This window comes from Paenibacillus sp. H1-7, from assembly GCF_022354825.1.
Taxonomy (GTDB): domain Bacteria; phylum Bacillota; class Bacilli; order Paenibacillales; family NBRC-103111; genus Paenibacillus_S.
This window is the reverse complement of record NZ_CP031168.1, coordinates 1,245,474-1,270,838: the sequence shown is the minus strand read 5'-3', so window position 1 is coordinate 1,270,838 and position 25,365 is coordinate 1,245,474. Positions and strand designations below refer to the sequence as shown.

General features: G+C 52.3%; 24 protein-coding genes and 1 riboswitch. Of the genes, 5 read left to right on the top strand and 19 right to left on the bottom strand.

Annotated features, from left to right (window positions below):
• Positions 1–3: 3 nt before the first annotated feature.
• The 3 genes from cobK to cobJ are packed head-to-tail and all read right to left on the bottom strand — an operon-like array spanning position 4 to position 3,825.
• The gene (cobK, locus tag DVH26_RS05795; protein WP_239632119.1) at positions 4–777 is read right to left on the bottom strand and encodes a precorrin-6A reductase; all 774 of its coding nucleotides are present in this window, start codon (positions 775–777) and stop codon (positions 4–6) included.
• Positions 778–794: 17 nt separating this feature from the next.
• Entirely contained in the window at positions 795–1,844 is a 1,050-nt protein-coding gene (locus DVH26_RS05790) for a sirohydrochlorin chelatase (RefSeq protein ID WP_239632117.1), read from the bottom strand.
• 31 nt (positions 1,845–1,875) lie between these two features.
• The gene (gene cobJ / locus DVH26_RS05785; protein ID WP_239632113.1) at positions 1,876–3,825 is read right to left on the bottom strand and encodes a precorrin-3B C(17)-methyltransferase; all 1,950 of its coding nucleotides are present in this window, start codon (positions 3,823–3,825) and stop codon (positions 1,876–1,878) included.
• Between the two features lie 248 nt (positions 3,826–4,073).
• A riboswitch (cobalamin riboswitch) is annotated at positions 4,074–4,279 on the bottom strand.
• A 206-nt stretch (positions 4,280–4,485) separates the two neighbouring features.
• Between cobJ and DVH26_RS05780 the strand changes: the two genes are divergently transcribed.
• On the top strand, positions 4,486–4,854 hold the full coding sequence (locus DVH26_RS05780; protein ID WP_239632111.1) for a helix-turn-helix domain-containing protein: 369 nt from the start codon (positions 4,486–4,488) through the stop codon (positions 4,852–4,854).
• A gap of 24 nt (positions 4,855–4,878) precedes the next feature.
• Here DVH26_RS05780 and DVH26_RS05775 read toward each other — a convergent pair whose 3' ends face one another.
• The 3 genes from DVH26_RS05775 to DVH26_RS05765 form a co-directional block, all read right to left on the bottom strand.
• On the bottom strand, positions 4,879–5,073 hold the full coding sequence (locus tag DVH26_RS05775; RefSeq protein ID WP_239632109.1) for a hypothetical protein: 195 nt from the start codon (positions 5,071–5,073) through the stop codon (positions 4,879–4,881).
• Positions 5,074–5,296: 223 nt separating this feature from the next.
• The gene (locus DVH26_RS05770; RefSeq protein WP_239632107.1) at positions 5,297–6,325 is read right to left on the bottom strand and encodes an NAD-dependent epimerase/dehydratase family protein; all 1,029 of its coding nucleotides are present in this window, start codon (positions 6,323–6,325) and stop codon (positions 5,297–5,299) included.
• 428 nt (positions 6,326–6,753) lie between these two features.
• Complete coding sequence (locus DVH26_RS05765) at positions 6,754–6,927, bottom strand: hypothetical protein (protein WP_239632105.1); 174 nt, start codon at positions 6,925–6,927, stop codon at positions 6,754–6,756.
• A gap of 245 nt (positions 6,928–7,172) precedes the next feature.
• Between DVH26_RS05765 and DVH26_RS05760 the strand changes: the two genes are divergently transcribed.
• The gene (locus tag DVH26_RS05760; protein ID WP_239632103.1) at positions 7,173–7,937 is read left to right on the top strand and encodes a metallophosphoesterase; all 765 of its coding nucleotides are present in this window, start codon (positions 7,173–7,175) and stop codon (positions 7,935–7,937) included.
• Between the two features lie 116 nt (positions 7,938–8,053).
• Here the strand turns inward: DVH26_RS05760 and DVH26_RS05755 are convergent, their stop codons facing one another.
• Positions 8,054–8,203 (bottom strand): hypothetical protein, encoded by a 150-nt coding sequence (locus DVH26_RS05755; protein WP_239632101.1) that lies wholly within the window; start codon positions 8,201–8,203, stop codon positions 8,054–8,056.
• A 70-nt stretch (positions 8,204–8,273) separates the two neighbouring features.
• Positions 8,274–8,732 carry a hypothetical protein gene (locus tag DVH26_RS05750; protein WP_239632099.1) on the bottom strand — a complete coding sequence of 153 codons (459 nt, stop codon included), beginning with the start codon at positions 8,730–8,732 and terminating at the stop codon, positions 8,274–8,276.
• Positions 8,733–9,087: 355 nt separating this feature from the next.
• Here DVH26_RS05750 and DVH26_RS05745 point away from each other — a divergent pair, with 355 nt between their 5' ends.
• Positions 9,088–9,465 (top strand): helix-turn-helix domain-containing protein, encoded by a 378-nt coding sequence (locus tag DVH26_RS05745; RefSeq protein WP_239632097.1) that lies wholly within the window; start codon positions 9,088–9,090, stop codon positions 9,463–9,465.
• Positions 9,466–9,589: 124 nt separating this feature from the next.
• Here the strand turns inward: DVH26_RS05745 and DVH26_RS05740 are convergent, their stop codons facing one another.
• Entirely contained in the window at positions 9,590–10,747 is a 1,158-nt protein-coding gene (locus DVH26_RS05740; protein ID WP_239632095.1) for an asparaginase, read from the bottom strand.
• A gap of 321 nt (positions 10,748–11,068) precedes the next feature.
• Between DVH26_RS05740 and DVH26_RS05735 the strand changes: the two genes are divergently transcribed.
• The gene (locus DVH26_RS05735) at positions 11,069–12,409 is read left to right on the top strand and encodes an alginate lyase family protein (RefSeq protein ID WP_239632093.1); all 1,341 of its coding nucleotides are present in this window, start codon (positions 11,069–11,071) and stop codon (positions 12,407–12,409) included.
• Between the two features lie 119 nt (positions 12,410–12,528).
• Here DVH26_RS05735 and DVH26_RS05730 read toward each other — a convergent pair whose 3' ends face one another.
• Positions 12,529–12,840, bottom strand: coding sequence for a DUF2325 domain-containing protein (locus DVH26_RS05730; protein ID WP_239632091.1), 312 nt, complete (start codon positions 12,838–12,840; stop codon positions 12,529–12,531).
• A gap of 72 nt (positions 12,841–12,912) precedes the next feature.
• Positions 12,913–13,044 (bottom strand): hypothetical protein, encoded by a 132-nt coding sequence (locus DVH26_RS37050; protein WP_275590452.1) that lies wholly within the window; start codon positions 13,042–13,044, stop codon positions 12,913–12,915.
• 550 nt (positions 13,045–13,594) lie between these two features.
• On the opposite strand from DVH26_RS37050, the gene nfsA reads away from it, so the two are divergent.
• The gene (gene nfsA / locus DVH26_RS05725; protein WP_239632089.1) at positions 13,595–14,329 is read left to right on the top strand and encodes an oxygen-insensitive NADPH nitroreductase; all 735 of its coding nucleotides are present in this window, start codon (positions 13,595–13,597) and stop codon (positions 14,327–14,329) included.
• 435 nt (positions 14,330–14,764) lie between these two features.
• Here nfsA and DVH26_RS05720 read toward each other — a convergent pair whose 3' ends face one another.
• From DVH26_RS05720 to DVH26_RS05685, 8 genes are all read right to left on the bottom strand, one after another.
• Entirely contained in the window at positions 14,765–15,082 is a 318-nt protein-coding gene (locus DVH26_RS05720) for a hypothetical protein (protein ID WP_239632087.1), read from the bottom strand.
• A gap of 78 nt (positions 15,083–15,160) precedes the next feature.
• Positions 15,161–15,376: a hypothetical protein gene (locus tag DVH26_RS05715; protein ID WP_239632085.1), complete on the bottom strand. Its 216-nt coding sequence runs from the start codon at positions 15,374–15,376 to the stop codon at positions 15,161–15,163.
• A 99-nt stretch (positions 15,377–15,475) separates the two neighbouring features.
• Entirely contained in the window at positions 15,476–16,876 is a 1,401-nt protein-coding gene (locus tag DVH26_RS05710) for an ATP-binding protein (RefSeq protein ID WP_239632083.1), read from the bottom strand.
• A gap of 87 nt (positions 16,877–16,963) precedes the next feature.
• On the bottom strand, positions 16,964–18,415 hold the full coding sequence (locus DVH26_RS05705; RefSeq protein WP_239632081.1) for an RtcB family protein: 1,452 nt from the start codon (positions 18,413–18,415) through the stop codon (positions 16,964–16,966).
• A gap of 443 nt (positions 18,416–18,858) precedes the next feature.
• Positions 18,859–20,109 carry a VWA domain-containing protein gene (locus DVH26_RS05700; protein WP_239632078.1) on the bottom strand — a complete coding sequence of 417 codons (1,251 nt, stop codon included), beginning with the start codon at positions 20,107–20,109 and terminating at the stop codon, positions 18,859–18,861.
• Between the two features lie 3 nt (positions 20,110–20,112).
• Positions 20,113–22,494, bottom strand: a complete 2,382-nt coding sequence (locus tag DVH26_RS05695; RefSeq protein ID WP_239632076.1) for a DUF5682 family protein — start codon at positions 22,492–22,494, stop codon at positions 20,113–20,115.
• Positions 22,452–23,543, bottom strand: coding sequence for an AAA family ATPase (locus DVH26_RS05690; protein ID WP_239632074.1), 1,092 nt, complete (start codon positions 23,541–23,543; stop codon positions 22,452–22,454). Before DVH26_RS05690 ends, DVH26_RS05695 begins: the two co-directional genes overlap by 43 nt.
• Positions 23,519–25,351, bottom strand: coding sequence for a HEAT repeat domain-containing protein (locus DVH26_RS05685; protein ID WP_239632071.1), 1,833 nt, complete (start codon positions 25,349–25,351; stop codon positions 23,519–23,521). The genes DVH26_RS05690 and DVH26_RS05685 overlap by 25 nt, the downstream gene beginning before the upstream one ends.
• Positions 25,352–25,365: the final 14 nt, after the last annotated feature.

The following is a 25,365-nucleotide window of genomic DNA, read 5'->3' as shown; positions in this document are numbered from 1 at the left end:
CGTTTACGCCTCCTGCAAAAGTTCGTTTAATTTGCCGATTACGCCTGCAAAATCACCGAAATACGTTCCATATTCAATGCTCGGCCTGCCGATGACTATCGTCTCGATTCCCATCTCCAGCGCCGACTCCAGCTTCTCGTCTACCGCTCCGACCTTGCCGCTTTCCTTCGTGATCATCAGCGTGACATGGTAATGCTGATATAAAGCCTTGTTCAGCTCTTTGGAAAAAGGCCCCTGCATCGCCACGATATGCTTCTGCTCCAGACCTAGCTCCTCGCACTTCTCCATGTTGTCCTTGCGGGGCAGCATCCGCGCCACCAAGGTCGTATCCGTGAGCCCCAACAGCTTGCGGGCAAAAATATGAAGCGTCTTGCTGCCCGTAGTCAGCATGATCACTCCTTTGCGCTCGGCGGCAATATCCGCCGCCTGCTCGTAGTCATCCGCGAAGGTAACGAGCGGATGCGTCTCGATGGCGATCCGGTCCCGCTCGAAGCGGATATACGGCACTTCCGCCTCCTGAGCGGCCGCAATCGCATTCTTAGACGCTTCCTCCGCAAATGGATGCGTGGCGTCCACAATCGTTCGAATGCCTCGCTCGCGAACCAACTCAACCAGCGCGTCTGCGGTCAGACGCCCGGTCAATACGGGCAGCCCCGCCTCGTCCATCGATTTGGCGGCGCTGTCCGTTACTACCGTCGTCAGGAGAGGATACCCCGCCTGACGTATGTGCAGCGCCAGCTCGCGCGCGTCGCTCGTTCCAGCCATTACGAGAATCATAGTCGTTCCTCCCCCGATTAAGATGACGTCGCTGCTTTATCGTCCGTAGGCACCGCCACGCGCTCATGCTTATGATCGTCATGGCCATGATCGTGGTGCCCGTGGTCATGATCATGTCCGTGATGATGATCATGGTCATGGTGGTGGTGATCATGATCATGATGGTGATTGTGGTCATGGTCGTGATCATCATGTCCATGATGGTGGTCGTGGTCATGGTGGTGGTGATGGTCGATATGCTCCATCGCAGCCAACCGGTATTGGCACATGTCGCAGTTCATTTTCGTTTCGCCCTGCACGGCCTCCAGCGCTCGTTCGCGCAGGATGTGGCGCAAATTCGGATGAAACCCGAAATAATCGGCTAGCACAAATTGCTGCTCAGGATATTTTTCCTTGAATTGCTCGAGCATTTGCTCCATCCGTTTGATCAGTACGCCCGTAAACAGGAAATAGGGCAATATTACGACTCTGCGCGCGCCCAGCTTCAAGCACCGCTCGATTCCCTCATCCACAAGCGGGGCGGTAACGCCGATAAAGGCCGTTTCGACCCACTTCACCTTCATCTTTTCCCAGAATAGACGCGAAATCTTGAACAAATCGCTGTTCGCGTCGGCATCGCTGCTGCCCCGTCCGACGACAAGGATGGCGGTATGCTCAAGCTCCGGCTCCGCTCCCATGTTCGACGTCAGCTCCAACCCGTTGGCAGTACCGGCTGTCTCCAGCCTTGATGCCAGAATATCCAGCACCTGCTCGTGAACTCCGATCGGTCTGCCGTATTTGAACCGAACCGAAGGATATTTCTCCTTGGCCTCGTCAATGGCGGCCGGAATATGAATTTTGGCGTGTCCTGCGGAAAATAACGTAATAGGAACAACAGCAACCTCTGTCGATCCCTTCCTCACACAGCTTTCGATGCCCTGCGCAATCGTAGGCGATTCGAATTCGAGAAAACAGGTTTCCACCAACGGCTGCTCCAGCTCGGCCGCAATCGTACGGACAAACTCGCGGACCTCCTCGTTGCCCTCTGCATCCTTACTGCCGTGGCCTACAAACAATACTGCATTCATCTATATAACCTCCCATGAACAATCGCTTTTTTTAATCACCGCAAACCGCATTTTCTATTGTAAAAGCAGGCATATCCTGATGCCTGTAGCCTTCGATTTCCTTCACCCGTTTGAAAAATTTATGGAACCTCTCGTTCGGATGTCCATTGGTTATGTAACGCGCCACAATGTTCTCTATAGTTTCAATAAGCCGTTCAGGCTCGATCCCTTCGGCTACCGGCTGGCCCGAATGGGCGTTGCGCCCAATCGTTTTACCGCCCAGGAACAAGTCGAACTTCTCCTTGCGATACACGATGCCGATATCCTCCTGAACGGCTCCGTAGCATGCCATGCCGCAGCCGTTCAAGCCGATCCGCAGCTCCTTCGGCACCTTCATGCCGCCAAGCCGCTTGTTCAGCTCCTCGGCGTATGGAATGGCGTCACCCTTTTCCCCGTTGCAAAAATCGCAAGCCTTCACCTGCGCCACATCGCCAATCGGCGACAAAAGAAAGCCCTCTTGCCGGAGCTTCGAAGTAATTTCGTCCGGATTGTCCGTAGGAACGCGAACAATCATTTGATGATGAGGCGTATACTCCATCGTCCCGTTGTCGCCTACGACATCGGCTAAGGCCAGCATCTGCCGTGCCGTAAATTTCTTCTCGGCTACGCCGGGGCTAACCGCCAGCTCAAAGATCGACTGCTGGCGGAACAGCACCCCGGCCGGCGGCGCGCTATAGCTGTCCGCCGTCTCTACGCCACGGCTGCGGTCCGACAGCCGCAGCGCCTCCATCGCCAGCGACAGCGGGCTCGCCGCTCCGCCTCGCTCTGCCTCACGCACCGCGCTCACCGCTATCGCCGCTCCGCCTCGCTCTGCCTCGCGCACCGCGCTCACCGCTATCGCCGCTCCGCCTCGCTCTGCTTCACGCACCGCGCTCACCGCTATCGCCGCTCCGCCTCGCTCTGCTTCACGCACCGCGCTCGCCATTGCCGCCGCTCCGCCTCGCTCTGCCTCACGCACCGCGCTCGCCGCTGCCGCCGCTCCGCCTCGCTCTGCTTCACGCACCGCGCTCGCCGCTGCCGCCGCTCCCCCTCGCTCTGCCTCACGCACCGCGCTCGGCGCCAAACCGTCCGGCTCCTCTTCGTCCCAATCGTCCTCATCGTCGCCGGCTTCCCACTGGCGCAGCGCCCAAGGCTCTGCCGCCTCCTGCAGCCGCTGGTGAGGCTTAAGCGGCTGTACCTCCGCTCCCAGCGTATATTTGCGCTGGTACCCGCGCGGAGTAATCATCAAGCCGTCGTAGACCGTCGTCGATGCATTTCCGATAATGACCGTCGTCAGCATGCCGATATCGTGGTCAAGCATATCGCGCAGGTTCGTCAGAACCACATGCTGCCTGTCGCGATAAGCGCTCTTCACGATACCGACCGGCGTCTCGGGCGAGCGGTACTTCAATAGAATCCGCTGCGTCTCGACGATTTGTCTAGTCCTTCTACCGCTTCGCGGATTGTACAGGGCGATGACGAAATCCGCCTGCGCCGCCGCCTCGACCCGTCTCGCTATTAGCTCCCAAGGGGTCAGATGGTCGCTTAAGCTGATCGTGCACGCATCGTGCATTACCGGAGCTCCCAGCAGCGATGCCGAAGAGTTGATTGCCGAGATGCCCGGGATAATCTCGACTTCGACGCCGCCTTCCCGCCGCCAGCCGTTCTCCATGAGCACTTCATACACTAGACCGGCCATCCCGTACACGCCGGCATCCCCGCTGGAGATGACGGCGACCTTTTTTCCCGCTTCCGCCTGTCTTACGGCTTCCTGCGCTCTGCTGACCTCCTCCGTCATCCCGGTCCGTACAATCTCCTGATCGGTCAACAGTCCCCGGATCAAATCCACGTAAGTGTTATAGCCGATAATAACCTCACTTTCCTCGATCGCTTCGCGCGCGCGTTTCGTAATATGTTCGAAGCTTCCCGGCCCGAAGCCGATGATCAGCAGTTTGCCCGCCATGCTACACACGTCCTTCCCTATATATTACGGATATATATCCCGTTGCCTTCCTTCTAGCTTCGCTTCCAATCGCTCTGTCCATCGTCCTTCATACGTTTTTTGGAGCAACAAAAAAAAGCATCCCCAACAGAATGTGTTAGAAATGCTTTGACAGCCCGGACCTACAATGAAATTAAATGGCACAACAGTGCCATCTCCAAGAACAGGTAAGCCGATCTCTAACACCTCCCTAAATCCGCGTAGGTTAACAGTGTTGTTCGAATAGGCAGGTCTCCTGACTTAGAGCAAAAGCGCCGATCCCCTTCCCGGAACGTATGTTCCAGTGGTATAGCTATCGGCTGCCTGGCCAAAATTGGCGCTCCTTACAGTGGCGGGTCCGTGCCGGTATTGCACCGGTCTTCCCTTTTAAGCAGATAAAGTTCCCCTTATCCGCACCTCATTCGTATCCGTATTTGATTGTCCAGAGCAATCATATCACCCTGAACAAAGATTTGTCTATAACGGTCCGGCAACCATCAATCCCCTGTACTGCTTTCCTTCGACTTTTGGGTCGAAGTTCTTAATTTTTGCCGCAACCCTAGCAAAGAACAGCTTTTCTCACGAACAGTATACCAACCAATAGGTACTTACAAACCGAACCAGCGAAGGTGGAAATTACATATGAAATACGGGCATAGAATTGCTAAACTGCGCAACGACCAACGCTTGACGCAGGAAGATCTCGCCGGCAAGGTAGGCATCACCCGCTCCGCACTTTCCCATTACGAGAACAACCGCAGGGAGCCGGATTACGAAACCATTCAGAAGTTCGCCGATTTTTTTCAAGTGACCATCGACTTTTTAATGGGCCGAAGCGACGACAGCAGCCATCCCATAGATAACGATGTACAAGAATTTATCAGTCACCTGGAATTATCGGATGAAGCTCTTATGGAGAGGTTTGTCCTTACCATTGACGGCAGGGAGCTGACGCCGGAGGAATCCCGAAGATTTATTGCATTCATCCGGTATGAGCGTACTTCCAAATAAAAGCGCTTTTTTAGAATCGATACTTTACTTCGAATACTCCATTTTACCAAGCTCCCATTGAAACATCGGAAACAGTGAAGGCTGCTCCTCTTTATAGGCCTCTTCGACCGGTGAAATAGCAGCTTGCTGAAGGGAGCTCCATGCAGCGAATTTTTCTCTGGGAATTTGGAGCTGATCCAGGATTAAGTCAATTTCGATGCACTTCTTTTGCTCTACCATCGTAAACCCACTCTCCATCTCGTCTCATAAGCGTTCATATCTCAATATTATATAGGAACTTCTCAAAAAATAATGTCACATGCTGGGGGGCGTTCCGCTTAAAGCGCCAATCATTTTGTCGAAACCGTGATTATAAACAAATCTTTATTTATGCAAAAAGCCTTGTCCATCCAAGACAAGGCTTTGATTATGTATAGGCGCTTATCAAAAGGCCGTTCAGTTGTTACGAGGTTACCGTTTTCAACCGCCGAGCCGCCTTTTTTACTCCCATTCTTCGGATCAGGGCGCTTGCCGTCACCATATCGGGCACGACCTCCTGCACGCCGTTCAGCTTATCCATGAACCGGTTATAAATAAAGTCGCCCAGCACCTGGGCCAATCCTTCCTTGAGCTGAATCTGCGGCTTCCATCCCAGCTCTTTCTCCGCCTTTTGTATGGTAACGCATACGTTGGTACTGTCAGCAGGCCGGGCTTGAGCAAATAGGGGCTTTAATTTCTGATTGACAAGCTCATTCATCAGTTCGAACAGCTCCACAATCTGGGTCGATCGTCCCGTACCTATATTATACGTTTCGCCGTCCCCCCTGCTGATCGCCCGGATATTGGCTTCCGCCACATCGGTTACGTATACGAAATCCCGGCTCTGCAGCCCTTTGCCGTAAATGACCGGCCGTTCCCCGTTCACGTACGTTTCCATAAACGCCGAGATGACGCCTCCGCAGCCGAAACGCTTTTGGCGGTAGCCGTAAACGTTCGCATAACGCAATATGGTATAGTTGAGGCCATATAATGCGCCGTACATCCGAATATATTCTTCGGGAGCGAGCTTGGACATTCCTATTCCCGACATCGGAACGCAGGCGGCTGTTTCGTCCGCAGATACAAGCTCCGTGTTTCCGTATATTTCAGCAGAAGAACCGTAAACCAGCTTCTTGATATTGAATTCCTTGCAGAGGTCGAGCAAATAGATCAGTCCGCGAAGATTAGGGCTAAGCCCCCTGACCATCATCGTTTCATCGAAATCGGTTTTCTCAGCCAAGTGAATACAGTAGTCCGGCTTCTCCAGTTCAAAAATATCCCGCAGCTCCTTGCTCGCCACGTCCACTCTATACAGCTTGCAGCTTTTATCCAGGTACTGCTCTTTGCCCGTACTGAAATTGTCGACTACGATAACTTCCAGTCCCGCTTTCTTCGCGTACTCGACGGTGTGGGACCCAATGAAGCCGGCCCCGCCAGTGACTAGTACTTTCATCCTTATCCCCCCTGCTTGCTTATTGTCTCCAAAAGCATTTTTTGGCCAAGCTCCACTTCAGTCCTATATGTAATCAGATACGATAGTCGAATTGTGATACATTTCGTATCAATAATAATCAAAAAAAGGCTCTAGGTCAAGTAGCCCTAAAAAAACGCCGAATAAGCGCGGACTCGGTTCGGGCATTCCGCCTCCAAGCCTACGCTGTTTGTTCTTCCAGGTTCTGTTTCTATTAAATCAGGTTACTTAGGACGATAGGGAAAAGGAAGCCGTACTGCTGCGGAAGAAGTGCCTGCATACAAATCGGGCGGCAGCCAGGAAGCTGCAAGCTGAAGCCCTGAGCCGAGCGAGCGCACCCATGGATGCGTTCAGCCGTCCCGCGTGAAACGTTTTGCAACAAGCACGAAATAAGACGGGGAGATTCTATATCAAGAGAAGCTCGACACCAGCTTCTGACTGGAGGATGCGCTTGCATTTTCGCTAGACGGTTGTTGAGAAGGAAGACCGATTTGAGAAAGGCTCTGCTCGTTAATGTTCAGCTGCTTCAAAATTTTGTGTATATCCAATTGAATAGGTGACTTGTTCAGGTTGTTGGTGTTCATTGCTAGCTCTCCTTCTATCTCCGAATGGAATATTCTCTCTATAAACATTTGTTTTGCCTTCTTAAACCACTTTATGATACACTATGTATCTTGTCAAAGGTGGATTCTGTCGAAAACAATAAAGAAATGTTTACTTTAATAAATCTTTGGTAATGGTGCGTAAAGCCCTTTCACAATGCTAAGATGGTTAGTAGCGCAATTCATAAGAATAGAGCCTTTTTTATACTAAAAAAGGAGGAGAAGTTATGATCTACGCCGCTTCCCTGCTTGTCCTGCTATGCCTAGGCTACGCCGCCTTCATCCTTCCTACCCGGTGGCTGAAAATCGAGAGAGTGCAGCATCGCATCGGATTAAAGGTGAACATATTGCAAATAAGCGATCTCCATATCGAGCGGCTGCGCATCTCGCCCTCGCGGTTATCCGCGCTGATCGAGAAGGAGAAGCCGGATTATATTTTCATAACGGGTGACTTTACAAAGCAGCAGGAGAGCTTGCCGAAGCTGGACGCTTATCTGAGAATGCTGTCACGGCACCGCATCCCGACCTTCGCCGTTCTGGGAAACCACGATTACCAGCAGCGAAAAGTGATCCGGCTGATCAAGCTGCTGCAATATTACGGAATTACGCTGCTGCGCAATGAATCCGTGCAGCTCCCGGGCTTTCATCTTATCGGCATCGACGATTACTGCAGCGGCAAAAGCAATCTGTCCAAAGCGTTCGAGGGCACCCGTCCTGCAGAGCCGCGCATTATTATTACGCATGACCCTAACGTGGTGCTGGCGATACAAGAGGGATACGACTACTTAATGGCCGGACATTTGCACGGCAAGCAATTCGCCCTTCCTTTCTTTTACCGGTTCCGGTATATGGGCAAGCTGCCCGCCATGGGAATTTACCGGGGCCTTCATACGACCGATAACGGCACCTTTTACATTTCCAAGGGTATTGGCCAAACCGGCATCAATATGCGGTTTCTTGTGCGAAGCGAGGTTACGATGCATTACTTGTAAAATGCAGTGGGCCATACCGGGGAACTGATACTAAATGTATCACTCCCCCGGCTTCAAAACTAAGCAGGAGGTCATGCTTCATTCGGACTATTTTGGCGACAGACGGTATTGGCAAATTATTTATCGGAAGATTTAGCGGATATGTTTGCGGAGCGGAGGGCGGCGTCGCCATGGCTTGCGTAGTTATTTTGATCGAGCTTTAATTGTACTATGATTTTTTGAATGTCCAGTTGAATTTTTCCTTGATCCGGATTGTTAATGATCATGAACAGCACTCCTCTTTTTACCATCTTCATCCGTACATCGGTTGGATCCATTCTCTTAAATCAACAGTATTTACGCCCAAGATGTTTGAAAATAATGGGAAGGGGTACAATGGTCATAGACATAGGAAGAAGAATAGCTTTCTATCGCTTTCGTCATTAAGGGGTAGCTAGTTTCCATCCTTTGGTTGATTCTTGAGAACAACACCGCACGCTCATGCGCCCCCAAATCATGCTCGATACTGTACTGATACGGAGCCGTTTGGCCGGTTCTTTGCAGATCACTCCCCGTACATAAAATATGAATACCATCCATCAGCAGCTCGAATGTATACGTAATTCGCGGATCGGCCGGCAGCTTCAACGAGCTCATAAACTGAATCTTACGCGACTGCAAGTCCGTTATTTGCACAAGCGCATACTTGGTTCGTACCGGCTTGTCTCCTATCCGGCTAATAGAAATCCTGCATTCCATAGAAGCTAATAGCCGGCGCAAATGAAATTGCCGGTTTGCATTTTCTTTTTCGTTCACATGGCATCTTCCCAACCTACGTTTTTTTGGGTAAAATAAACTTACGATACATTTTGTAATGAGAAATCGTTTATTATAAACCTGCGATCAAGTCTTATGGCATTGCCTTCAGGTCGCTTCCATCAACGTTCTATTGAAGAATCGCGATTCATTCAAGGTTAACCGCCATTTTGCAGCCAATTTAGATTCGGTAACCGTTCTTACAACCACAATTTGTCATTTAACCTATCATTAAAATACGATACAAATTGTATCAATGTCAATAGGATATAGGGTCCTTTCACAAACTTGCTACTCCTTGGCAGGCTTTGAAAAAATATTAATTAAGCTCGTAATTACTGGAGGTAAATGAATTATGAAATACGGGGAGCGGATTGCAGCACTTCGAGAAAAACATTCCCTGACACAGGAAGGGCTTTCTAACAAACTCGGTATTACCCGCGCGTCGCTGTCGCATTATGAGAATAATCGAAGAGAACCGGACTACGAGACGATCGTAAGTATCGCCAATTTATTTAACGTCTCTATCGATTATCTTATCGGCAGAACGGACGATCCTGAAAGCGTACTGGATGAAGACGTACGGGAATTCGTCGATTCTCTGGAGCTATCCAATGAGAAAATTATGGAAAAATTTACATTGACCGTGGACGGAATGAAGCTTACACCGGAGGAAGCCAAGCGCTTCATCGCTTTCGTTCGGGCGGAGCGCTCCATCAATAATAACGGCTGATGCTGCAGCACCCTTGTCCTTCGTTCATGCTTGCTCTTTCAGGCATGTATCATAAGAACGCAGCAAAAAAAAGAAGATCGGCTGGACTGCCTCAAGCAGTCACAGCGATCTTCTTTTTTTTATTTTATTTGCCGGTGAAATCGACCTGCGGAGCGCCGTAGGTTTCAAACCAGCCTTTGATCGTATCATAGTCTTTGGAGAAGGCCAGGCTGACCAGCAGCATAATACGGGCGTGCTGAGGATTCAAGTTATCCCCTGCGATGATGCCTTTGGAGCTGGAATAAATGCTGCCGGACCCCGTACGCGTGGTCGTTACGAAGATCACGCCTTTCTCATCAATCGCCTTCTTGCGGGCATCGGACATCGCTTTGGAAATGCCGCCCGCTCCCGTTCCTGCCGTAACAATCCCTTCGGCTCCGCCGGCCACAAATCCGTCGATCGCCTCACCACCCGCGCCTTGGTACGAGAAAGCAATCTCAACTTTAGGCAAATCCTCTTTCTTGATACGGGTTAAGTCAAACGGCGTAGCCCATTCCCCTGCAGGCCGCAAGCTTCTTGCCGGAGCGCGGTAGATGCGGATGTTGCTCTCATCAATATAGCCAAGCATGCCGACTTGCGGCGACTCGAACGTATCCGTACGGTAATCGTTGGATTTGGTTACTTCTCTCGCTGCGTGAATCGTATCGTTCAGCATTAGAACCGTTCCGAAATATTTCGTCTTCCCGCTTCCCGCAAGCTTAATGGCATTATACAGATTTGCCTGCGCATCGCTGCCGATAACCGTCCACGGTCTCATGGAGCCCGTTACGACGACCGGCTTCGGACTTTGTACCGTCAGATCGAGGAAGTAGGCGATCTCCTCCATCGTATCCGTTCCTGTCGTTACGACAACCCCGTCCTGTTCCTTCAGCGCTTCGTCCACTTGCAGCGAAAGATTGAACAAATCCTGCATGCTGTAAGCCGAGGAGCCCGAGTTACCGAATTGCTCCGTCGTCACTTCAGCGATTTTGTCCTTGTTCGGCAAAGCGTTGACCATATCCTGAATCAACAGCGTACCGGCCTTGTAGTTCTGAAAGCTGGTTTCATCCACCGATTGCCCGGAAATCGTCCCCCCGGTTCCGATTACTTTTACTTTTGGAAGCTTAGCAGGAACGGAAGCTTCCGCTTCCGCCGCTATGGCTGTTGACGTCGGCGGCAAAGCGACCGGTGATAGCAGGGCGGTGAACAGCATTCCTGAAGCCAAGAACATTTTAAGCATTGCGGAGCTGGATTTGAGTGTCATATGTAGGTTCCTCCCATGTAGGTAGTTTAGTTATATGTTAGTTTATATAACACATAACTAACGTTTATGAGAGAAATAATAATATTATGTAATGTTTTTTGACAAATCCTAAACATGGCGTTTTAACCGCATACATAGTTCTTTATCTATCCAAGATGAACCCTTTTCGCCGGGATGCTTCTTTTTCTAAAGTTCACCTGAACATACCGCAAATAAATGTGGATTTCCGATATTCCTTTTCCCGGCCGTTTTCTTATAATGGATGAGAAAAACTTCTATCGGAGTACTTCGAGGAAAACCAGAAGGAATGGAGCGTGCCTCATGAGGCGCAAGCTGCTTATCACCATTATGTCAGGGATTACCCTGACCACAACGGCACTCTCAGGCTGCTCGCCGCAGCAAAGCGCAAGCACGACAGCCCCTCCTCAGCCCGCGCCTGCGACGTCGGCCGGCACGCCTGCACCAGCACCTGCAGCAAGTACGAAGGGGACGGAACAGAAGGATAGCCGACAGCCGGACACCTTGATAATGAACGCAAGCGTGCTGCAGGAGGTCCGAAATAAAGCGAGCTCCGGCAATGCCGGGGAGTTCGCGAACGCGGTGGCACAGCTTCGCAAAGAAGCCGATGCCGCCTTAAAGGTGGGACCTTTCTCCGTGGTCAACAAAAAAAGCACGCCGCCAAGCGGAGACAAGCACGATTATATGAGCATGGCGCCTTATTGGTGGCCGGATCCCAACAAGCCGGACGGCAAGCCCTATATCCAAAAGGACGGCCAAACGAATCCCGAGCGCTCGACCGACAAGTATGACGCTACAAGCTTCGGCAATATGGCCTCCGCCGTAGAGACGCTGGCCTTGGCCTATTATGTGACCGGACACGAGCCCTATGGCGAGAGAGCGGCCAAGTTGCTGCGGACTTGGTTTCTGGATGCGGACACGAAAATGAACCCGAATATGAATTTCGGGCAAAGCGTTCCCGGACGAACCGACGGGCGTAAAGAAGGCGTGCTCGACTCCAGGCATTTTTTGACGACTTCCGACGCAGCGGCTTTGCTGGACGGTTCTCCCGTTTGGTCAGATAATGACATGAAAGCTTACAAGAGCTGGGTTGCGCAGTATGTCAAATGGTTGAAGGAAAACAAGCTCGCTTTGGAGGAAAAGGCAGCCAAAAACAATCACGGCACATGGTACGACGCGATATTCGCCGGATTGACTCTATTTATCGGGGAAAAGGATGCCGCGGCGTCCTACATCAAGGAACAATTGCCGAAGCGGATCGCTGCGCAAATTGAAAAAGACGGCAGTATGCCGCTGGAAATGAGCAGAACCCGTTCCTTCCACTATCCTGTGTTCAACCTGGAGGCGTTCTCCATGCTGGCTCTGTACGGCAGCAAGGTCGGGTTCGATGGTTGGAATTATAAAACGGCGGACGGCAAAAGCGTCCATCAGGCCTATGAATATTTGGTACCGTACTTTAACGGTAAACCGTGGGAACGTCAACAGATCAAAGCGGAGAACGAATCCGGCTTCGCCTCTTATTTACGCGAAGCGGCTGTCGTATACAAGGATAAAGCTTACGCTGAAGCGGCCGACAAAACGCTAGGCGCTTCCAAGAACAGCTCGCGCGCTAACCTGACCGCGCCGAAGCCTGTTATTCCATAAGCGGGAACGATTGATTCAAGTCCATGCAGAAGCAGTTCTGCTTGGGCTTTTTTTACTATCGAGGAAGAAGGCAGGAACAGCCAGTGCCTAACCTTGAACTATGAACGAGACTCGGCTGGCTATTGCTTGTTTTTCATCATTTCACATACGTGCTCGCATGAACAGAGGGCTTTTTGAACCGAGCACCAGGATCTTTTGGCATAATAAATCGGCAGCTCCTGTTCCTTCGCTTGCTGTTTGATCACCTTCGTCAAATTATGATTAATGTAGTCCGTTAATACGAGAACCGCATCCACCTTATCCGGTATGCCCTTGCGGACCATCTGGCATTTGCGTCCCGACATGTGCATTACTTCATCAAATCCGATATGAGCAAGCTGCTCCGGCATATTTCCCAAATGATCTGCACCTACTACTAATATTGAAGCCATAGGCTTGTCTCCTTTCGGTATCCCTTAGTTTTAGTTATGGTTATATGGATCAATCCGAATTTGATTTCTATCTTAAATTTCTTTGCGCTTCCAGGGCTTTAGCTTCATAAACGAATAGTAATCGCGCATTCCCCAGAGATAACAGCCGGCAAGCACTACAGAGATAAACAACGCTGGCAGCAGCAGGCAAATGACGAGTGGCATTTAAAGTGCTCCTCCTTATGTATTCGCTCATAATTGATAATTATTCTCACTTCATGCTTTAATGATAATGGTTCTCATTATCATTGTCAACATCTGATACTGAAATTTGTTTGGTATACAATATTTGGGGTTTAGGTGAGGAAACGACGGTTCGAAAAATGAAGGCCGCGGGGGGGAGCTCCACACCTGCCGTGCAGGTGTGATTAGCATGCTGAGTGGTGATAAACCTATATATAGACCTATATTGGTGTTAGCCGATGAGGCACGACTGCACTTTAGTCGTTAGGTTTATCGCCAATAGACATCCCACACCTTCGGCAGGTGTGATTAGCATGCTAAGTGGTGATAAACCTATTATCGATGTGAGCCGGGGAAGCGCGACCGCGTTTCAGTTGTAAGGTTTATCGCCAATAGACATGTCCACACCCGCCGTGCAGGTGTGATTAGCATTTCTATGTGGTAGAATAATGGAATCAACCGAACCGTCGGAGACCCCCTAACTAACCAGCATGGGGGCTTTTTTACATAATTAAAGAGAGGATGAATAGTCATGAATCCAACTATCGAGGTTCTCCGCAAGCATCGCTCCATCCGCAAATATCAACCTATCGCTCTGCCGGAAGAGCACATTGACGCCATTATCGAATCCGCACAAATGGCATCGACATCCAGCAATGTACAAGCTTATACCATTATCGGAGTTACCGATCCGGCGAAGAAGCAAGAGCTGGCACGACTTGCAGGCAATCAGGCCTATATCGAGCAATGCGGCCTATTTCTTGTATTTTGCGCCGATCTTCACCGCCTTAAGGAAGCTACCGAGCTCCACGGAGAGACGTTCCACCAAAACACGGAAAGCTTTCTCGTTGCCACCGTCGATGCGACATTAGCCGCGCAAAATGCTGCCGTCGCAGCCGAATCGCTGGGATACGGGATTTGTTACATCGGCGGTATCCGCAACAACCCGCAGGATGTCAGCGTTCTGCTCCAACTGCCGCAGCTGACTTATCCGGTATTCGGCATGTGCGTCGGGGTACCCGATCAGGAGCCTTCCTCCCGTCCGCGTCTACCCCGTCATGCCGTGTACCACTCCGATGCTTATGACAAAGAGAAGGTAACGCTAGGCACTCAGCAGTACGATGACACAATGCATGAGTACTATAAAGAGCGAACGAACGGCAAGACGCTAACTACCTGGTCCAAAGGAATTACGGACAAATACGCCAAACCGGGACGCGGGCATATTCGGCCGTTCTTGGAAGGCCGCGGCTTCCGGCTGGAATAGACGGCAGGCCGTGGCGCGGGATTTCTGTAACGCGGATTTTCAGCGTTACAGTGACGCTTTGCGCCAGCGGCTTGCTTGTAACGCGGTTTTTCCGCGTTACAGCTGCTCGAGCAAGCCTCTGACGCGGCGCGGGATTTCTGTAACGCGGATTTTCAGCGTTACAGAGACGCTTTGCGCCGGCGGCTTGCTTGTAACGCGGTTTTTCCGCGTTACAACTGCTCGGGCGAGCCTCTGACGCGGCGCAGGATTTCTGTAACGCGGATTTTCAGCGTTACAGAGACGCTTTGCGCCGGCAGCTTGCTTGTAACGCGGTTTTTCCGCGTTACAGCAACCTCACCCGCAAGTGCATCACAACACGTAAAAAAGCCCCGATGTGCTCTGAAAATCCACAACACATCGAGGCTTTTTCTCTTTAAAATACACTTACTAAACTTTCTAGCCGTGAAGCAGCCTTTTTCGTATAAGGACGCTGATATCATAAGAAATATCATCTGGATGCAACAAAAAAAGTCTATCTTTATCCTTATTTTTATAGTCTTTATAGTCATAGTATTGTTCGATTAAATGCGGAACCTTATCATTGTCTGTTAACACAAAGTTATGTCTTATTAACAAAGCTAAACCGAAGTGCATAACCAGAAAATCATCCTCAGGTGCCGCTACAATGCTCTTAATCTCATCACTTTCCAGTTCATATTCGATAATGTAATCAATTAATCCACTAGGTGAATCAATAACCATAAGACCGGACATCTCCGTACTCCTTCACATTCATCCAATATCTCGGTGCAATAGTTCTTGCTAGAATCCGAACTCTCCAATGTCCTTGTATTAATCCTCAATTGTCCTTGGAGATACCAAAATGCTTAGCCCCTGATCTTGACCATAATCCCACATTTTAACCCAAGGATATGTATTAGCAGGCAGTAAAAATACTCGTTCTTCTAACGGTTGAATCGGCGATTCATCAACATCACATCCATGCAGTACGCTTGCCGGATGGATTTTCACAATCCTGCCTGTGTCATTATAATATACGAACTTCATTAATTAAGCCTCCACATTTAATGAGAATCTCTAGCCGCTACCCGATCCATAAAAACCCAATGTGACACGGTAAACCCGCATCACATCAGGGAACACACTTTACCCAACCACAAACCCTACTCTCGACTCGGACGGTTCCGAGTGCCATTGCTGCGTCCGCCCTTTGTTCAGCTCGGACTTCATCGATCGCACCAGCTGCTCCAGGTGCACCTCGATATCGTAATGCTTCTGCATCGCAGCGGACACGTACAGCTCGTTCAACTGCGCGAACGTGAAGCCTTCCGTCAGCTCGGCTGCCACTGCAGCCGCTTCTTCTCCCACGACAAGCGGCAGTTGTTTTAGCCGCAAATACTTGCGGCGCAGCTCCAAGTCCGGCAGCTTGATTTCGTAGGCGCGATCGAAGCGTCCCGCCCGGTTCATCAATGCCGGATCGATTTTGTCGGGATAGTTCGTCGTCCCGATCAGGAACACGCCTTCTTTGGACGTAGCGCCATCCAAGGTGTTCAAGAAAAACGATCTCGCCTGCTCCGGCATGGAGTCGATATCCTCGATGACAAGCACCATAGGCGCCATTTTTACGGCAGCTTCAAATGCTTCCTGAATCGTATAACTGCACGTGTGCTCGGTAATTTGCCAATAGGCTACTGGCGCATCGACGCTCCCCGCGATCGATTTGACCAAGGTCGTCTTCCCGTTGCCGGGCTTGCCGTACAACAAAATGCCGCGCTTGTAAGGAATCCGGTACGTCTCGAAAAAATGCCGGTCCCGCGAAAAGAACTCGTCAATCGACCGGTAAATCTCCTCCTTCAGCGCTTCGTTCATTATGACCTCATCTCGGCTGACAGTGCGCGTGACAGGCTCGCGGTGCCGCTCCAGTCCATTGCGGTTATCGGTAAAAACCGAAACATGCCGCCTGTCGTTCTCCCTTTGGCTTCTCAAAATATACTGCAGAAACCGGTCCATGCACGAGTCATCCGCAGCGAATATATAATCCTCGTTAAAGATGCCGTTCATCCGAAACACGGGCACTCTCGCCAAAGCAAAGCGATAAGCAGGGTACACGAACAAATTGTTGCGAACGGATGGATAAATCCGGTAGCCCGCTTCCTCCGGCAGATCGCCGTCGTAAGCAAACGATTTGGACTCCACTCGATCGTAAATGGTCGCTGTATGCTCAACCTCACTGCTGCCGGATCGGATGTCCTCTTCGAGCCTTTCCCACAGCTCATTGCCGTAATCCTCCTGGACATACATTTGAAATTCCGTCCCGTAAGCCTCCATCAGCGTATTTTGGATGCATTCTATAACAAGAGCGGCATCAAAGTATTGCTGCCATTCATTAGACGCGCTTTCCTTTAAGCGGATCATAGGATAAACCTGCCGAGCCTGTGTATCGGTAAGGGCCGCTTTCCAACCGCCGTCTAATTTGCTGATACTGCCCGGGTTGACCGCCGTACCTCTCATTTCCTCATTCACTGCCACGTTCCTATTCCAATTCATTTTCACATTCCTATCCCTATTCGTATTTGACTCCATACCCGTATTCGTATTCAAAAACATATTCTCATTCCTATTATTCACCTAGTGTTAAACTCCTTTTACCGCAGCCAAAGGCTTGCATTTCGCCACGACACCCGCCAATCCGGCTCCGACGACGCTGTCGATAATTTGATCGACATCTTTATACGCCTGAGGCGACTCATCAATTAGAGATTCGAGCATCCGCTGATTGACGACGACCTCATCCTCCGTGCCGATTCTCAGCGAAGCTTCGAACTGATCCAACGTAACCAAACGCTTGGTGGCGCTGCGCGAACGAATACGGCCGGCTCCGTGACAGATGGAGTAATAGTTGTTTTTACCGCCCGGCTTGCCGACCATAATGTAGGAGGAGGTGCCCATAGAGCCCGGGATCAGCGCGGGATGTCCTGTCCCGGCATACATGTCGGGATTATCCGGGTGTCCCGCCGGCAGTGCTCGGGTCGCGCCTTTGCGATGGACGAACAGCGATTGGCCGTCATGCTTTTCCGCCCATGCATAATTGTGCATCAAATCATACAGCGTGGTCATCTCAAACTTCGCTCCGAACACTTCCTTGCCGGCCTCCCTTATCCCGTAAGCGATCAAGTGACGGTTCACAACCGCATAGTTCAACGCAGAGTACATCAAATTCACGTAAGTTTGTGCGCAGTCGCTATCAAGCGGTGCGAACAACAGCTTCGGATCGGCCGTCCCGAGCCCGGTGCGGCTCATCGTTTTGACCATTTCGCTGCTGCAATACTGGTTGACGGCTCCGCCCCACGCACGCGATCCGGAATGAATCATGACGACCACCTGGCCGTCGGTCAAACCCCATTGCTCGGCGATATCCCGATGCTCCTCATCGATTTCAATAGCTTGGATCTCGGCAAAATGATTCCCGTTGCCAAGCGTCCCCAGCTGCCGGTGCGAGCGGTGCCATACCATTTCCGGCAAACGGTCCAGGTATTGCTCGTCGAAGCCGAACTTGCCGCATTCCACCCGGGTCAGCGAGGTTGCCTTACGGGGCGTGTAGCCGTCCGGCACGTATTTTTTGGGCAGGCCGTACAGCCCTTTGCGGATAATATGCTCCAGCCGGATATCCGAGAAATGCCCCCGGGCATGCTCTTCAACCGGCAAGTGGCGTTCGATCGCCTTAACCAGCTTGCGCCGAAGCTTCACCTCACGCAAATCGTCCTTGTGCAGGTTCGTCAAATGCACCCTCATTCCGCACCCGATATCGCTCCCTACAATCGACGGGGAGACGTATCCGCTGTCTGCGCTCCAAATCGCTGTCGTGCCGATGCAGGTTCCAACTCCTACGTGGACATCCGGGGTATAGCTCATATACTTCGAATCCGGTATTTGCAAATTGTTATTGGCCATCTCGAACACTTTATAGTCCAGCCCGGCGAACAGCTCTCCGCTCGCATAGACATGCAAATCGCCTGCCGGAAGCTGCACCTTGCGATAATACGTTTCGGCAGGGCTTCCTTGATTTTCCATTAGTTCTTTTTCCATATTCCTTCGAATCCTCTCTATCCAATCATTTCTTTGCTGAAAAACTTCCGAAACACTTGATGAAAAACACAAAAAAACCGCAGGCGCTCCACAATAGCCCACGGTTTTTTGTATGCATTGCTGTCTGTAAAAGGATCCCGGCGTGTTCATGTACACGTTCACGATAGCGATCGCGATCCACTGACGATAACGTCACCATCACGATACTGCTGACCGAAGAAGCCGGAATCCGCATAAGATCATGTTGCACCAGGCCCGTAGAGGCCAATGGAAGATTCCATATGGGTATGCAGTTGTGTCAATCTCGTGCGGTTAAGTCGGATCATCTTCATCAGCCTCCTTTTCACATTCAAGATATGGTTATGATATACGTGCCAGGTAATCTTTGTCAATGAATAAATAAAAAATATTTATTGATTATATTAATTTTTTCTATTGAAATCCTACAGATGACCTTTAGCTGTACCTACTTTCTCCGATAATGCTGCAAGGTCCATTCCCTTCAACGCGCCCTCAATTAACTCGGGAAGCCGGTCGGGCGAGCAGCCGAAGCAAGGGATTCCCATTTGGGCGAGCTTCTTCGCGTTGGCCTCATCGTAGGACGGGACGCCGCGGTCCGACAGCGCCAGCAAGCACATCGCCTTTACGCCGGAGGCTTTCATTTCGTCCATCCGCCGGAGGAAAGCCGATACATTGCCGCCTTCGTACAGGTCGGAAATAAGGATGAACAGCGTCTTCTGCGGCTCTGTAATGAACGGTTCGCAATAGGCGACCGATTTGTTAATATCCGTGCCGCCTCCAAGCTGAATGCCGAACAGCATATCGACCGGGTCCTGTGCGCACTGCTCGCTTAAATCGACCACTTCCGTATCGAACACGACCACCCTCGTCTCCAGCGCGGGAAGACTGGCCAGCACCGAGCCGATAACCGAAGCGTAAATAACGGAATCCGCCATGGAGCCGCTTTGATCGATATCGAGGATGACCGTCCATTCCTTGCTGCGCCGGGCCCGGTCAAAAAAGTAAAACCGTTCGGGAATAAGGCGCCTGTTCTCTGTATCGTAATGCTTGAGATTTTTGGCAATCGTCCGTTTCCAGTCCATGCCGGATAACGACGGCAGCGGGGAATGCTGTCTACGGTTCAAAGCCCCGGTCACCGCCTTGCGGATATCGTTTTCCATTCGCTTCATGATCTCGTCTACGACCGCCTTGACCAGCTGCCTTGCGGTATCCTTCGTTTTCTCGGGAATTTTGCCCCGCAGCGCCATGAGCGTCGCCACCATCTGAATATCCGGCTTCACCTGCTCCAGCATCTCCGGCTCGAACAGCAGCTGTTTCAAGCCTTTGCGCTCAATGGCGTCGGCCTGAATAACCGATACGACATCCGGAGGAAAAAAGGTGCGGATATCTCCAAGCCATTTGGCAAGCTTGGGGGATGAAGCGCCAAGTCCGGCTTTTCGCGCCGCCTTAGAAGCTCCGGGATCGGCCGATGCAGAAGCAGCTCCGTTACCGGTTTCATCGTATATGGCAGCCAGCGCCTCGTCCATGATTCTCGCTTCCTCGTCGAGCAAGGCGCCCGCTCCTTCCGTAGAAAAGCCATTCAGCTTTTCTTCCGCCGCCTCCCCCAAGATGAGCCTCCATCGTTTCAACTGTTGACGGCGTTCGTTTAGTTCCTGCTGCTCTGCTGTCGTCATCGCTTATAAGTCTCCAAAATCAAAGTCGTTAAGTTCATCCAATTTCCCTCTTTCTTCTTCGCTTAACGGCTGCTGCAGCAGCTCACCGGCCTCCTGGCCTCCGACTCCCCACAGGTCTCCCAGCATCTCGGCAACAAGCGCCTTTTCACCGGCCTGGAACGAACCGAACGCTCTGCGCAAAAAGACCAGCGAACGGTGGAAATCGGCATCTTCCAGCGAGCGGATATACAGGTCGAGCTGCTCCCACAAAGCGGCCCGCGACAGCAGCGCGTACCGGTTGCGCATGGACATTCCCTCGAACCAGCCTGCTCCGAGCTCCGCCGGAATGCCGGGGGACAGTCTGCGCGACACTTCCCGGGCTATCTGATCATTTGCAACCTGATTGCGTTCCATTAATAAGGCAAAGGCAAAGCCGGACAGCTTCGCATTGCGGTCGTCGCGCGAGGCCAGCGCATGAAGCTGTCGCAGCCACAGCTCGTCGTCGACCTGCTCGAAGTGATCCTGGGCAATGGAGTTGAGCTTGCTCATTGCAGCCACAAGCTCGCCTGCAGCTTCATCGCTGCAGGCTGCAGCGTCGACGAGCAGCAGCGCTGCGCGAAGAAACAGCTGCTGCAGAAGCGGCAGCAGCGCTGACGTGTCCGCTTTGCGCAAATCGCCGTAGCGCATAAGCACGGACAGCTCGCCTGCTGCATCGGCAAGATGCGCGGTGCTGCCGGCTTCTACCGACAGCCGCTGCAGCTCTTGGCGCGCCTGCTCCCTCGCCTCGGGTAGCTCGCATTCGCAGGCCAGCCTTATGATCCGCGATGCCTCGCGGATGTCCGCGCAATGCTCCAGCAGCTCCTTGATCGCGAAGGCTGCCGCAAGCTCGATCGTCTCGCCCTTCATTACGGTTTCCACCGCTTGAATTTCCGCTTCCGGGCTCCACTGCAGCACCCAATGCTCCGCCCAGGTTGCCGCATCCTGCCTGATCCTCTTTTTGCGGGCAAAGCCGATTTCGAGCAGCTCAAGCCGGTGCAGGAAGGTGGAGCGGTGCAAATCCAGAAATGCCGCTTCCGCCGACTTCACCCTGCGGTTTTCCCGCAAATCCAGCTCCAGATCGGCCGCCACCGCCGTCTTGTATTTGTCCAGCTTCAACCGTTTGAGCTGGCGGTTCAAATCGTCTTGTATCGGCGTCTGGCTGACGCCTTCAGGAAGCGATCCGATAGCGGTGCCTATATCGGTTCTGGCCAGCGCCTCCGCTACGGCGGACAGCTCGCCGAAGCCGAGGCAAACAATCGCCGCATCGCGCAAATCTTTATTCGTCGGCAGGCTCCCTCCATGCAGCGAGGCAAGCGACTCGGCAAGCCTAACTCCTTCAATGACCGATGCGGTCGAACGGAACGTTCCTTCCTTGCGCATGTGAGCCGCAACGGCGGATAAGTAAAGCGACGGCAGCTTCGTCAAGTCTCCTTGATGAAGACATTGCCACAGCAGCTCGAAATAAGCGGGTGCAGCATTCCCGGCCCCGTAGCCGGAGTGCGAGGACAGCTTATAATACGAGTAAGGCATCAGAGTCAGCTTGGTGGAACGTCTCGGCAGCCCCCTCAGCTCTTGGTCCGACATGGCGGGAAGCGATAGATCCAGGGCGGAAACGTGATGCGCCCCGGTCACTACAACGATACGCTCTGGCGGGCAGCCCGATGCGATCGCTTGGGCGATGCTCCGCCTCATGTAAGCTTCGCGAATCGCGTTGTATGCGGCCTCCTGCGGATCGAACGCCCACTCCTCCTGCTCCAGCATCGCCCGCTGCTGAAGCGAATACTCCTTGATCGCCTCTCGGTATGCCCCCGGATACGTATTGTGTTCGAAATGCCTCTCCCAATACGCTTCGTAATCGGGCTCGCCGGACAGCTCCGCGAGCTTATCGTAAATCAGGCGCTGCTTCCCGTAATAGGCCCGCCGCCCGTCCGCTCGTGCTGCCTTGTCCTCGAGAGGCTGCTCGCCGTCCTTGCTTTCGGCTGTCCGCAATCCGTGCAGCATAACGGCCGCGTCCGAAGGCAGATCGATAAAGGCTGCGCGCGCGCCATGCTCGGCCGCCCACACGAACGCCTGATATTCCGGCGAATACGATGCCAGAGGAAACACCAGCGTCTGGACGGGCAGCTCCTCGGTATAAGCCAAAAGAGCTACGGGAGGCACCACGCCCCGCGAAGTCAGCTGACCGATCCATTCCGTAGCGTCGGACGGCCCTTCCACCAACACGATGTCAGGCCGTATATCGTCCAAATAGCTTCTCAGCTCGAACGCACCCGCCGGCGACAAATGGCGGATGCCAAAGATGTGAACCTGACCGCTTCCGCCGCTCAATCGTTCATCTCTCTGCATGCGTTGTATAGGCTTCGCCATTCCGATCCCCGCTTCTTCATGACATTATCCAAATACTGCTTCCATACGATCCGGTCCTTCTCTTCATCCTTTACGATCGCACCCTGCAAACCTGCTGCAATATCCTCGTCCCGCACCTGTCCGGTTCCGAAGCTGGCGGCCAGAGCCATGCTGTTCGTCAGAAGTGAAATCGCCTCGGCCGTCGAAATGACACCGCTCGGCGGCTTCACCTTTTCCTTGCTGTCGAGCGTCATGCCGTTTCTCAGCTCGCGAAAGATCGCGACCACCTTGCGGACGGCTTCTTCTTCCGGCGCCGACGCTTTCAGCTCGTAGCTTGCCGCGATTTCCTGCACCCGCTTGCGGACAATCTCCACCTCGGTCTCCAAATCCGAAGGAGAAGGCAGCACCAATATATTAAAGCGCCGCTTCAAAGCCGCTGACATGTCGTTAACCCCTCTGTCCCTGGTGTTAGCCGTGGCGATAATCGAGAAGCCCTTGGCAGCCGACAGCTCTTTTCCGAGCTCCGGAATTGAGATGGTTTTCTCCGACAAAATGGAGATAAGCGCATCCTGCACCTCTGAAGCGCACCGGGATATTTCCTCAAATCGGGCGATGCCTCCGCACTCCATAGCCCGGTAAATCGGGCTTTTGATCAAAGCGTCGTCGTTCGGGCCATGAGCCAGCAGCATCGCATAATTCCAGGAGTAGCGAATCTGCTCTTCGCTGGTACCGGCGGTGCCCTGGACGGTCTTCCCCGAATCGCCGTGAATGGCGGCGGTCAAATTTTCCGACAGCCACGATTTCGCCGTGCCAGGCTCCCCGATTAACAGCAGCGCACGATCCGTCAGCAATGTCGCTATCGCGATCTCTACGATCCGGCGATTGCCGATATATTTCGGCGTAATGTCAACCTTGCCCGCTTTTCCACCGGTAATGAAGGTTAGAACCGCTCGTGGAGAGAGCATCCATCCCGAAGGCCTCGAGTCTTTATCTGCCTGCTGCAATGCTTCCAGTTCCTCCCTATATAGGCGCTCTGCCGGAAGCCTCAATACATTCTGCTTTTGATCCATTCGATCCATCCCGCTCCTTTGTTGTCCTCTATCGTGCCGTTATTCCCTTTGCTCTTCAGCAAGTCCGCAATGTCCTGCACTTGCCGCTTCACGCTGTCATAAGCCATTCGTTCGGCCAATTGCTCCACCCGTTCCGAGTAGGAGCCCGGAAGCACAGCCAGAAGATATTGCTGCTCCCGATCCAAATAATACATATGTTTTAAAGCCGCTTTCTCAAAGGATTGCATAATCAGTTCAGGTGCCTGCTCGTAACTGAGACGATGCAGCGTCCGCAAAATCGAAACCGTCCGCGGTTTCATCTGCTGTGGCGCCACTTCCCATTTTTTCACCAGATACTTTATGACACTGTCTTCTTCGTGTTGGGCCAACCGGCATACGAGCTCCTCTTCGTTAATCGCAACGAACAGATGGACCCACCGCTCATCCCATACGATTTCCTGTGCCGTCTGACCCTCCGCTCCGTGCTCTTCCTCAGGCACAACAGCCGGATTCCAGTAACCTCTGCGCGGTTCCGTCAATTCCGTCATTGTATGGATCAGCTCGCGGGCCGATGACTGCTGCTTGTTCTGAAATTGGATTGCGAACCGGTCATACACGGCTTCCGGAGGAAGCATACGAACGGCGGCATGAAAGCTGTACGAAATGAATTTCCGGTTCCATTGATCGTACAACGATAACAGAAATTCGTCCGTCTCCGGCTGCTCCGTCTCCAAAAGCTGACGGGCCGCATAATGCTGAAGGCTGTCGGTCTCCTTAACGATGAACAAAGGAGTGGACAACAGCTTCATCCAAAATGCGGACACTTCCAAAGCCCGCTTTCCGTCCAGACATTGGGCGGCTGCATCCAGCGATGGCACCGTCTCTTCCGTGGCAGCCCGGTCTACGAAGTCCCGGAACTTCCCGTCCGCAAAATCCAGCACGAGCCCGGTCAACGATTCAGCCTTGCAGCACCGGATCGGATCAATTACATTGTCGCGGTCTTTGCCTGTAAAAGCTTGAAAGAGCCGCTCCACCGCCTTCGCGCTTGCCAGTTCAGCCAACGCATTGTAAGCCGCAATCCGGATTTCCTTCTTTTTGTCGAGCGACTGCTCCAAAAGGATCGGCTCGCATTCGTCATACGCGCCAAGCAATTCAATAGCTGCAGCCCGAACCTCAAGGGAACCTTCGGTTAAACAGCTCAAGTAAAGCTCCCTCTCCTTCATCCCCGCGATCCGGTGAATTTGCTGCAGCCGTCTGACTGCGCCTTTCCCTCCGCCCGGCTGGAACTGGCTCTTCAGAATCGTCAGCACTTGCTCTCCTAGAGAGGGGATCACGGTTTCCATCATATAATCGGCAATTTCCGGATAGGTTTCATCCAGCGCAACTACCGCAGGGATCATCGTTCTAATGTCCTTAAAAACACCCTCTTCGTACGACTGGCGTATGATCTCCAGGCGTCCGGGACCTTTTTGCGTCAACGCATCGATGGCAGCTGTCAGCTTACGGTAGGAAACCCCTGTATAGCAATTGGTGTTGGCGGTTTCGAGCGGCTCCGGCGCCCCGCTTGCATCGGTTTGACCCTGCGTATAAAGGATGGAGTGAAGCAGCGTTCCAAGCTCGAGCAGCTTCACGGAAGCCTCTTCCCCACTGGACTCCACGAGCTGTTCAACCGATTGGGCGACTTTGCGGAACACGGGAGCGCTCTCCCCAAGCTTATGCAGCTGCGGCAGCAGCTTATTGAGCCTGCCGTCGCCTTGGGCCAGCGTGCTGCCGGCAATGAACAAACGCCGCACCTCGCTATGTAATTCGTTCAAAACCTGTATACTCATGAAGCGTCTCTCCT

Bases quoted from the DNA above. Each gene is read 5' to 3' on its own strand.
- cobK (WP_239632119.1), bottom strand. From the start codon at position 777: ATGATTCTCGTAATGGCTGGAACGAGCGACGCGCGCGAGCTGGCGCTG.
- DVH26_RS05790 (WP_239632117.1), bottom strand. From the start codon at position 1,844: ATGAATGCAGTATTGTTTGTAGGCCACGGCAGTAAGGATGCAGAGGGC.
- cobJ (WP_239632113.1), bottom strand. From the start codon at position 3,825: ATGGCGGGCAAACTGCTGATCATCGGCTTCGGGCCGGGAAGCTTCGAA.
- DVH26_RS05780 (WP_239632111.1), top strand. From the start codon at position 4,486: ATGAAATACGGGCATAGAATTGCTAAACTGCGCAACGACCAACGCTTG.
- DVH26_RS05775 (WP_239632109.1), bottom strand. From the start codon at position 5,073: ATGGTAGAGCAAAAGAAGTGCATCGAAATTGACTTAATCCTGGATCAG.
- DVH26_RS05770 (WP_239632107.1), bottom strand. From the start codon at position 6,325: ATGAAAGTACTAGTCACTGGCGGGGCCGGCTTCATTGGGTCCCACACC.
- DVH26_RS05765 (WP_239632105.1), bottom strand. From the start codon at position 6,927: ATGAACACCAACAACCTGAACAAGTCACCTATTCAATTGGATATACAC.
- DVH26_RS05760 (WP_239632103.1), top strand. From the start codon at position 7,173: ATGATCTACGCCGCTTCCCTGCTTGTCCTGCTATGCCTAGGCTACGCC.
- DVH26_RS05755 (WP_239632101.1), bottom strand. From the start codon at position 8,203: ATGATCATTAACAATCCGGATCAAGGAAAAATTCAACTGGACATTCAA.
- DVH26_RS05745 (WP_239632097.1), top strand. From the start codon at position 9,088: ATGAAATACGGGGAGCGGATTGCAGCACTTCGAGAAAAACATTCCCTG.
- DVH26_RS05740 (WP_239632095.1), bottom strand. From the start codon at position 10,747: ATGACACTCAAATCCAGCTCCGCAATGCTTAAAATGTTCTTGGCTTCA.
- DVH26_RS05735 (WP_239632093.1), top strand. From the start codon at position 11,069: ATGAGGCGCAAGCTGCTTATCACCATTATGTCAGGGATTACCCTGACC.
- DVH26_RS05730 (WP_239632091.1), bottom strand. From the start codon at position 12,840: ATGGCTTCAATATTAGTAGTAGGTGCAGATCATTTGGGAAATATGCCG.
- DVH26_RS37050 (WP_275590452.1), bottom strand. From the start codon at position 13,044: ATGCCACTCGTCATTTGCCTGCTGCTGCCAGCGTTGTTTATCTCTGTA.
- nfsA (WP_239632089.1), top strand. From the start codon at position 13,595: ATGAATCCAACTATCGAGGTTCTCCGCAAGCATCGCTCCATCCGCAAA.
- DVH26_RS05720 (WP_239632087.1), bottom strand. From the start codon at position 15,082: ATGTCCGGTCTTATGGTTATTGATTCACCTAGTGGATTAATTGATTAC.
- DVH26_RS05715 (WP_239632085.1), bottom strand. From the start codon at position 15,376: ATGAAGTTCGTATATTATAATGACACAGGCAGGATTGTGAAAATCCAT.
- DVH26_RS05710 (WP_239632083.1), bottom strand. From the start codon at position 16,876: ATGAATTGGAATAGGAACGTGGCAGTGAATGAGGAAATGAGAGGTACG.
- DVH26_RS05705 (WP_239632081.1), bottom strand. From the start codon at position 18,415: ATGGAAAAAGAACTAATGGAAAATCAAGGAAGCCCTGCCGAAACGTAT.
- DVH26_RS05700 (WP_239632078.1), bottom strand. From the start codon at position 20,109: ATGACGACAGCAGAGCAGCAGGAACTAAACGAACGCCGTCAACAGTTG.
- DVH26_RS05695 (WP_239632076.1), bottom strand. From the start codon at position 22,494: ATGGCGAAGCCTATACAACGCATGCAGAGAGATGAACGATTGAGCGGC.
- DVH26_RS05690 (WP_239632074.1), bottom strand. From the start codon at position 23,543: ATGGATCAAAAGCAGAATGTATTGAGGCTTCCGGCAGAGCGCCTATAT.
- DVH26_RS05685 (WP_239632071.1), bottom strand. From the start codon at position 25,351: ATGAGTATACAGGTTTTGAACGAATTACATAGCGAGGTGCGGCGTTTG.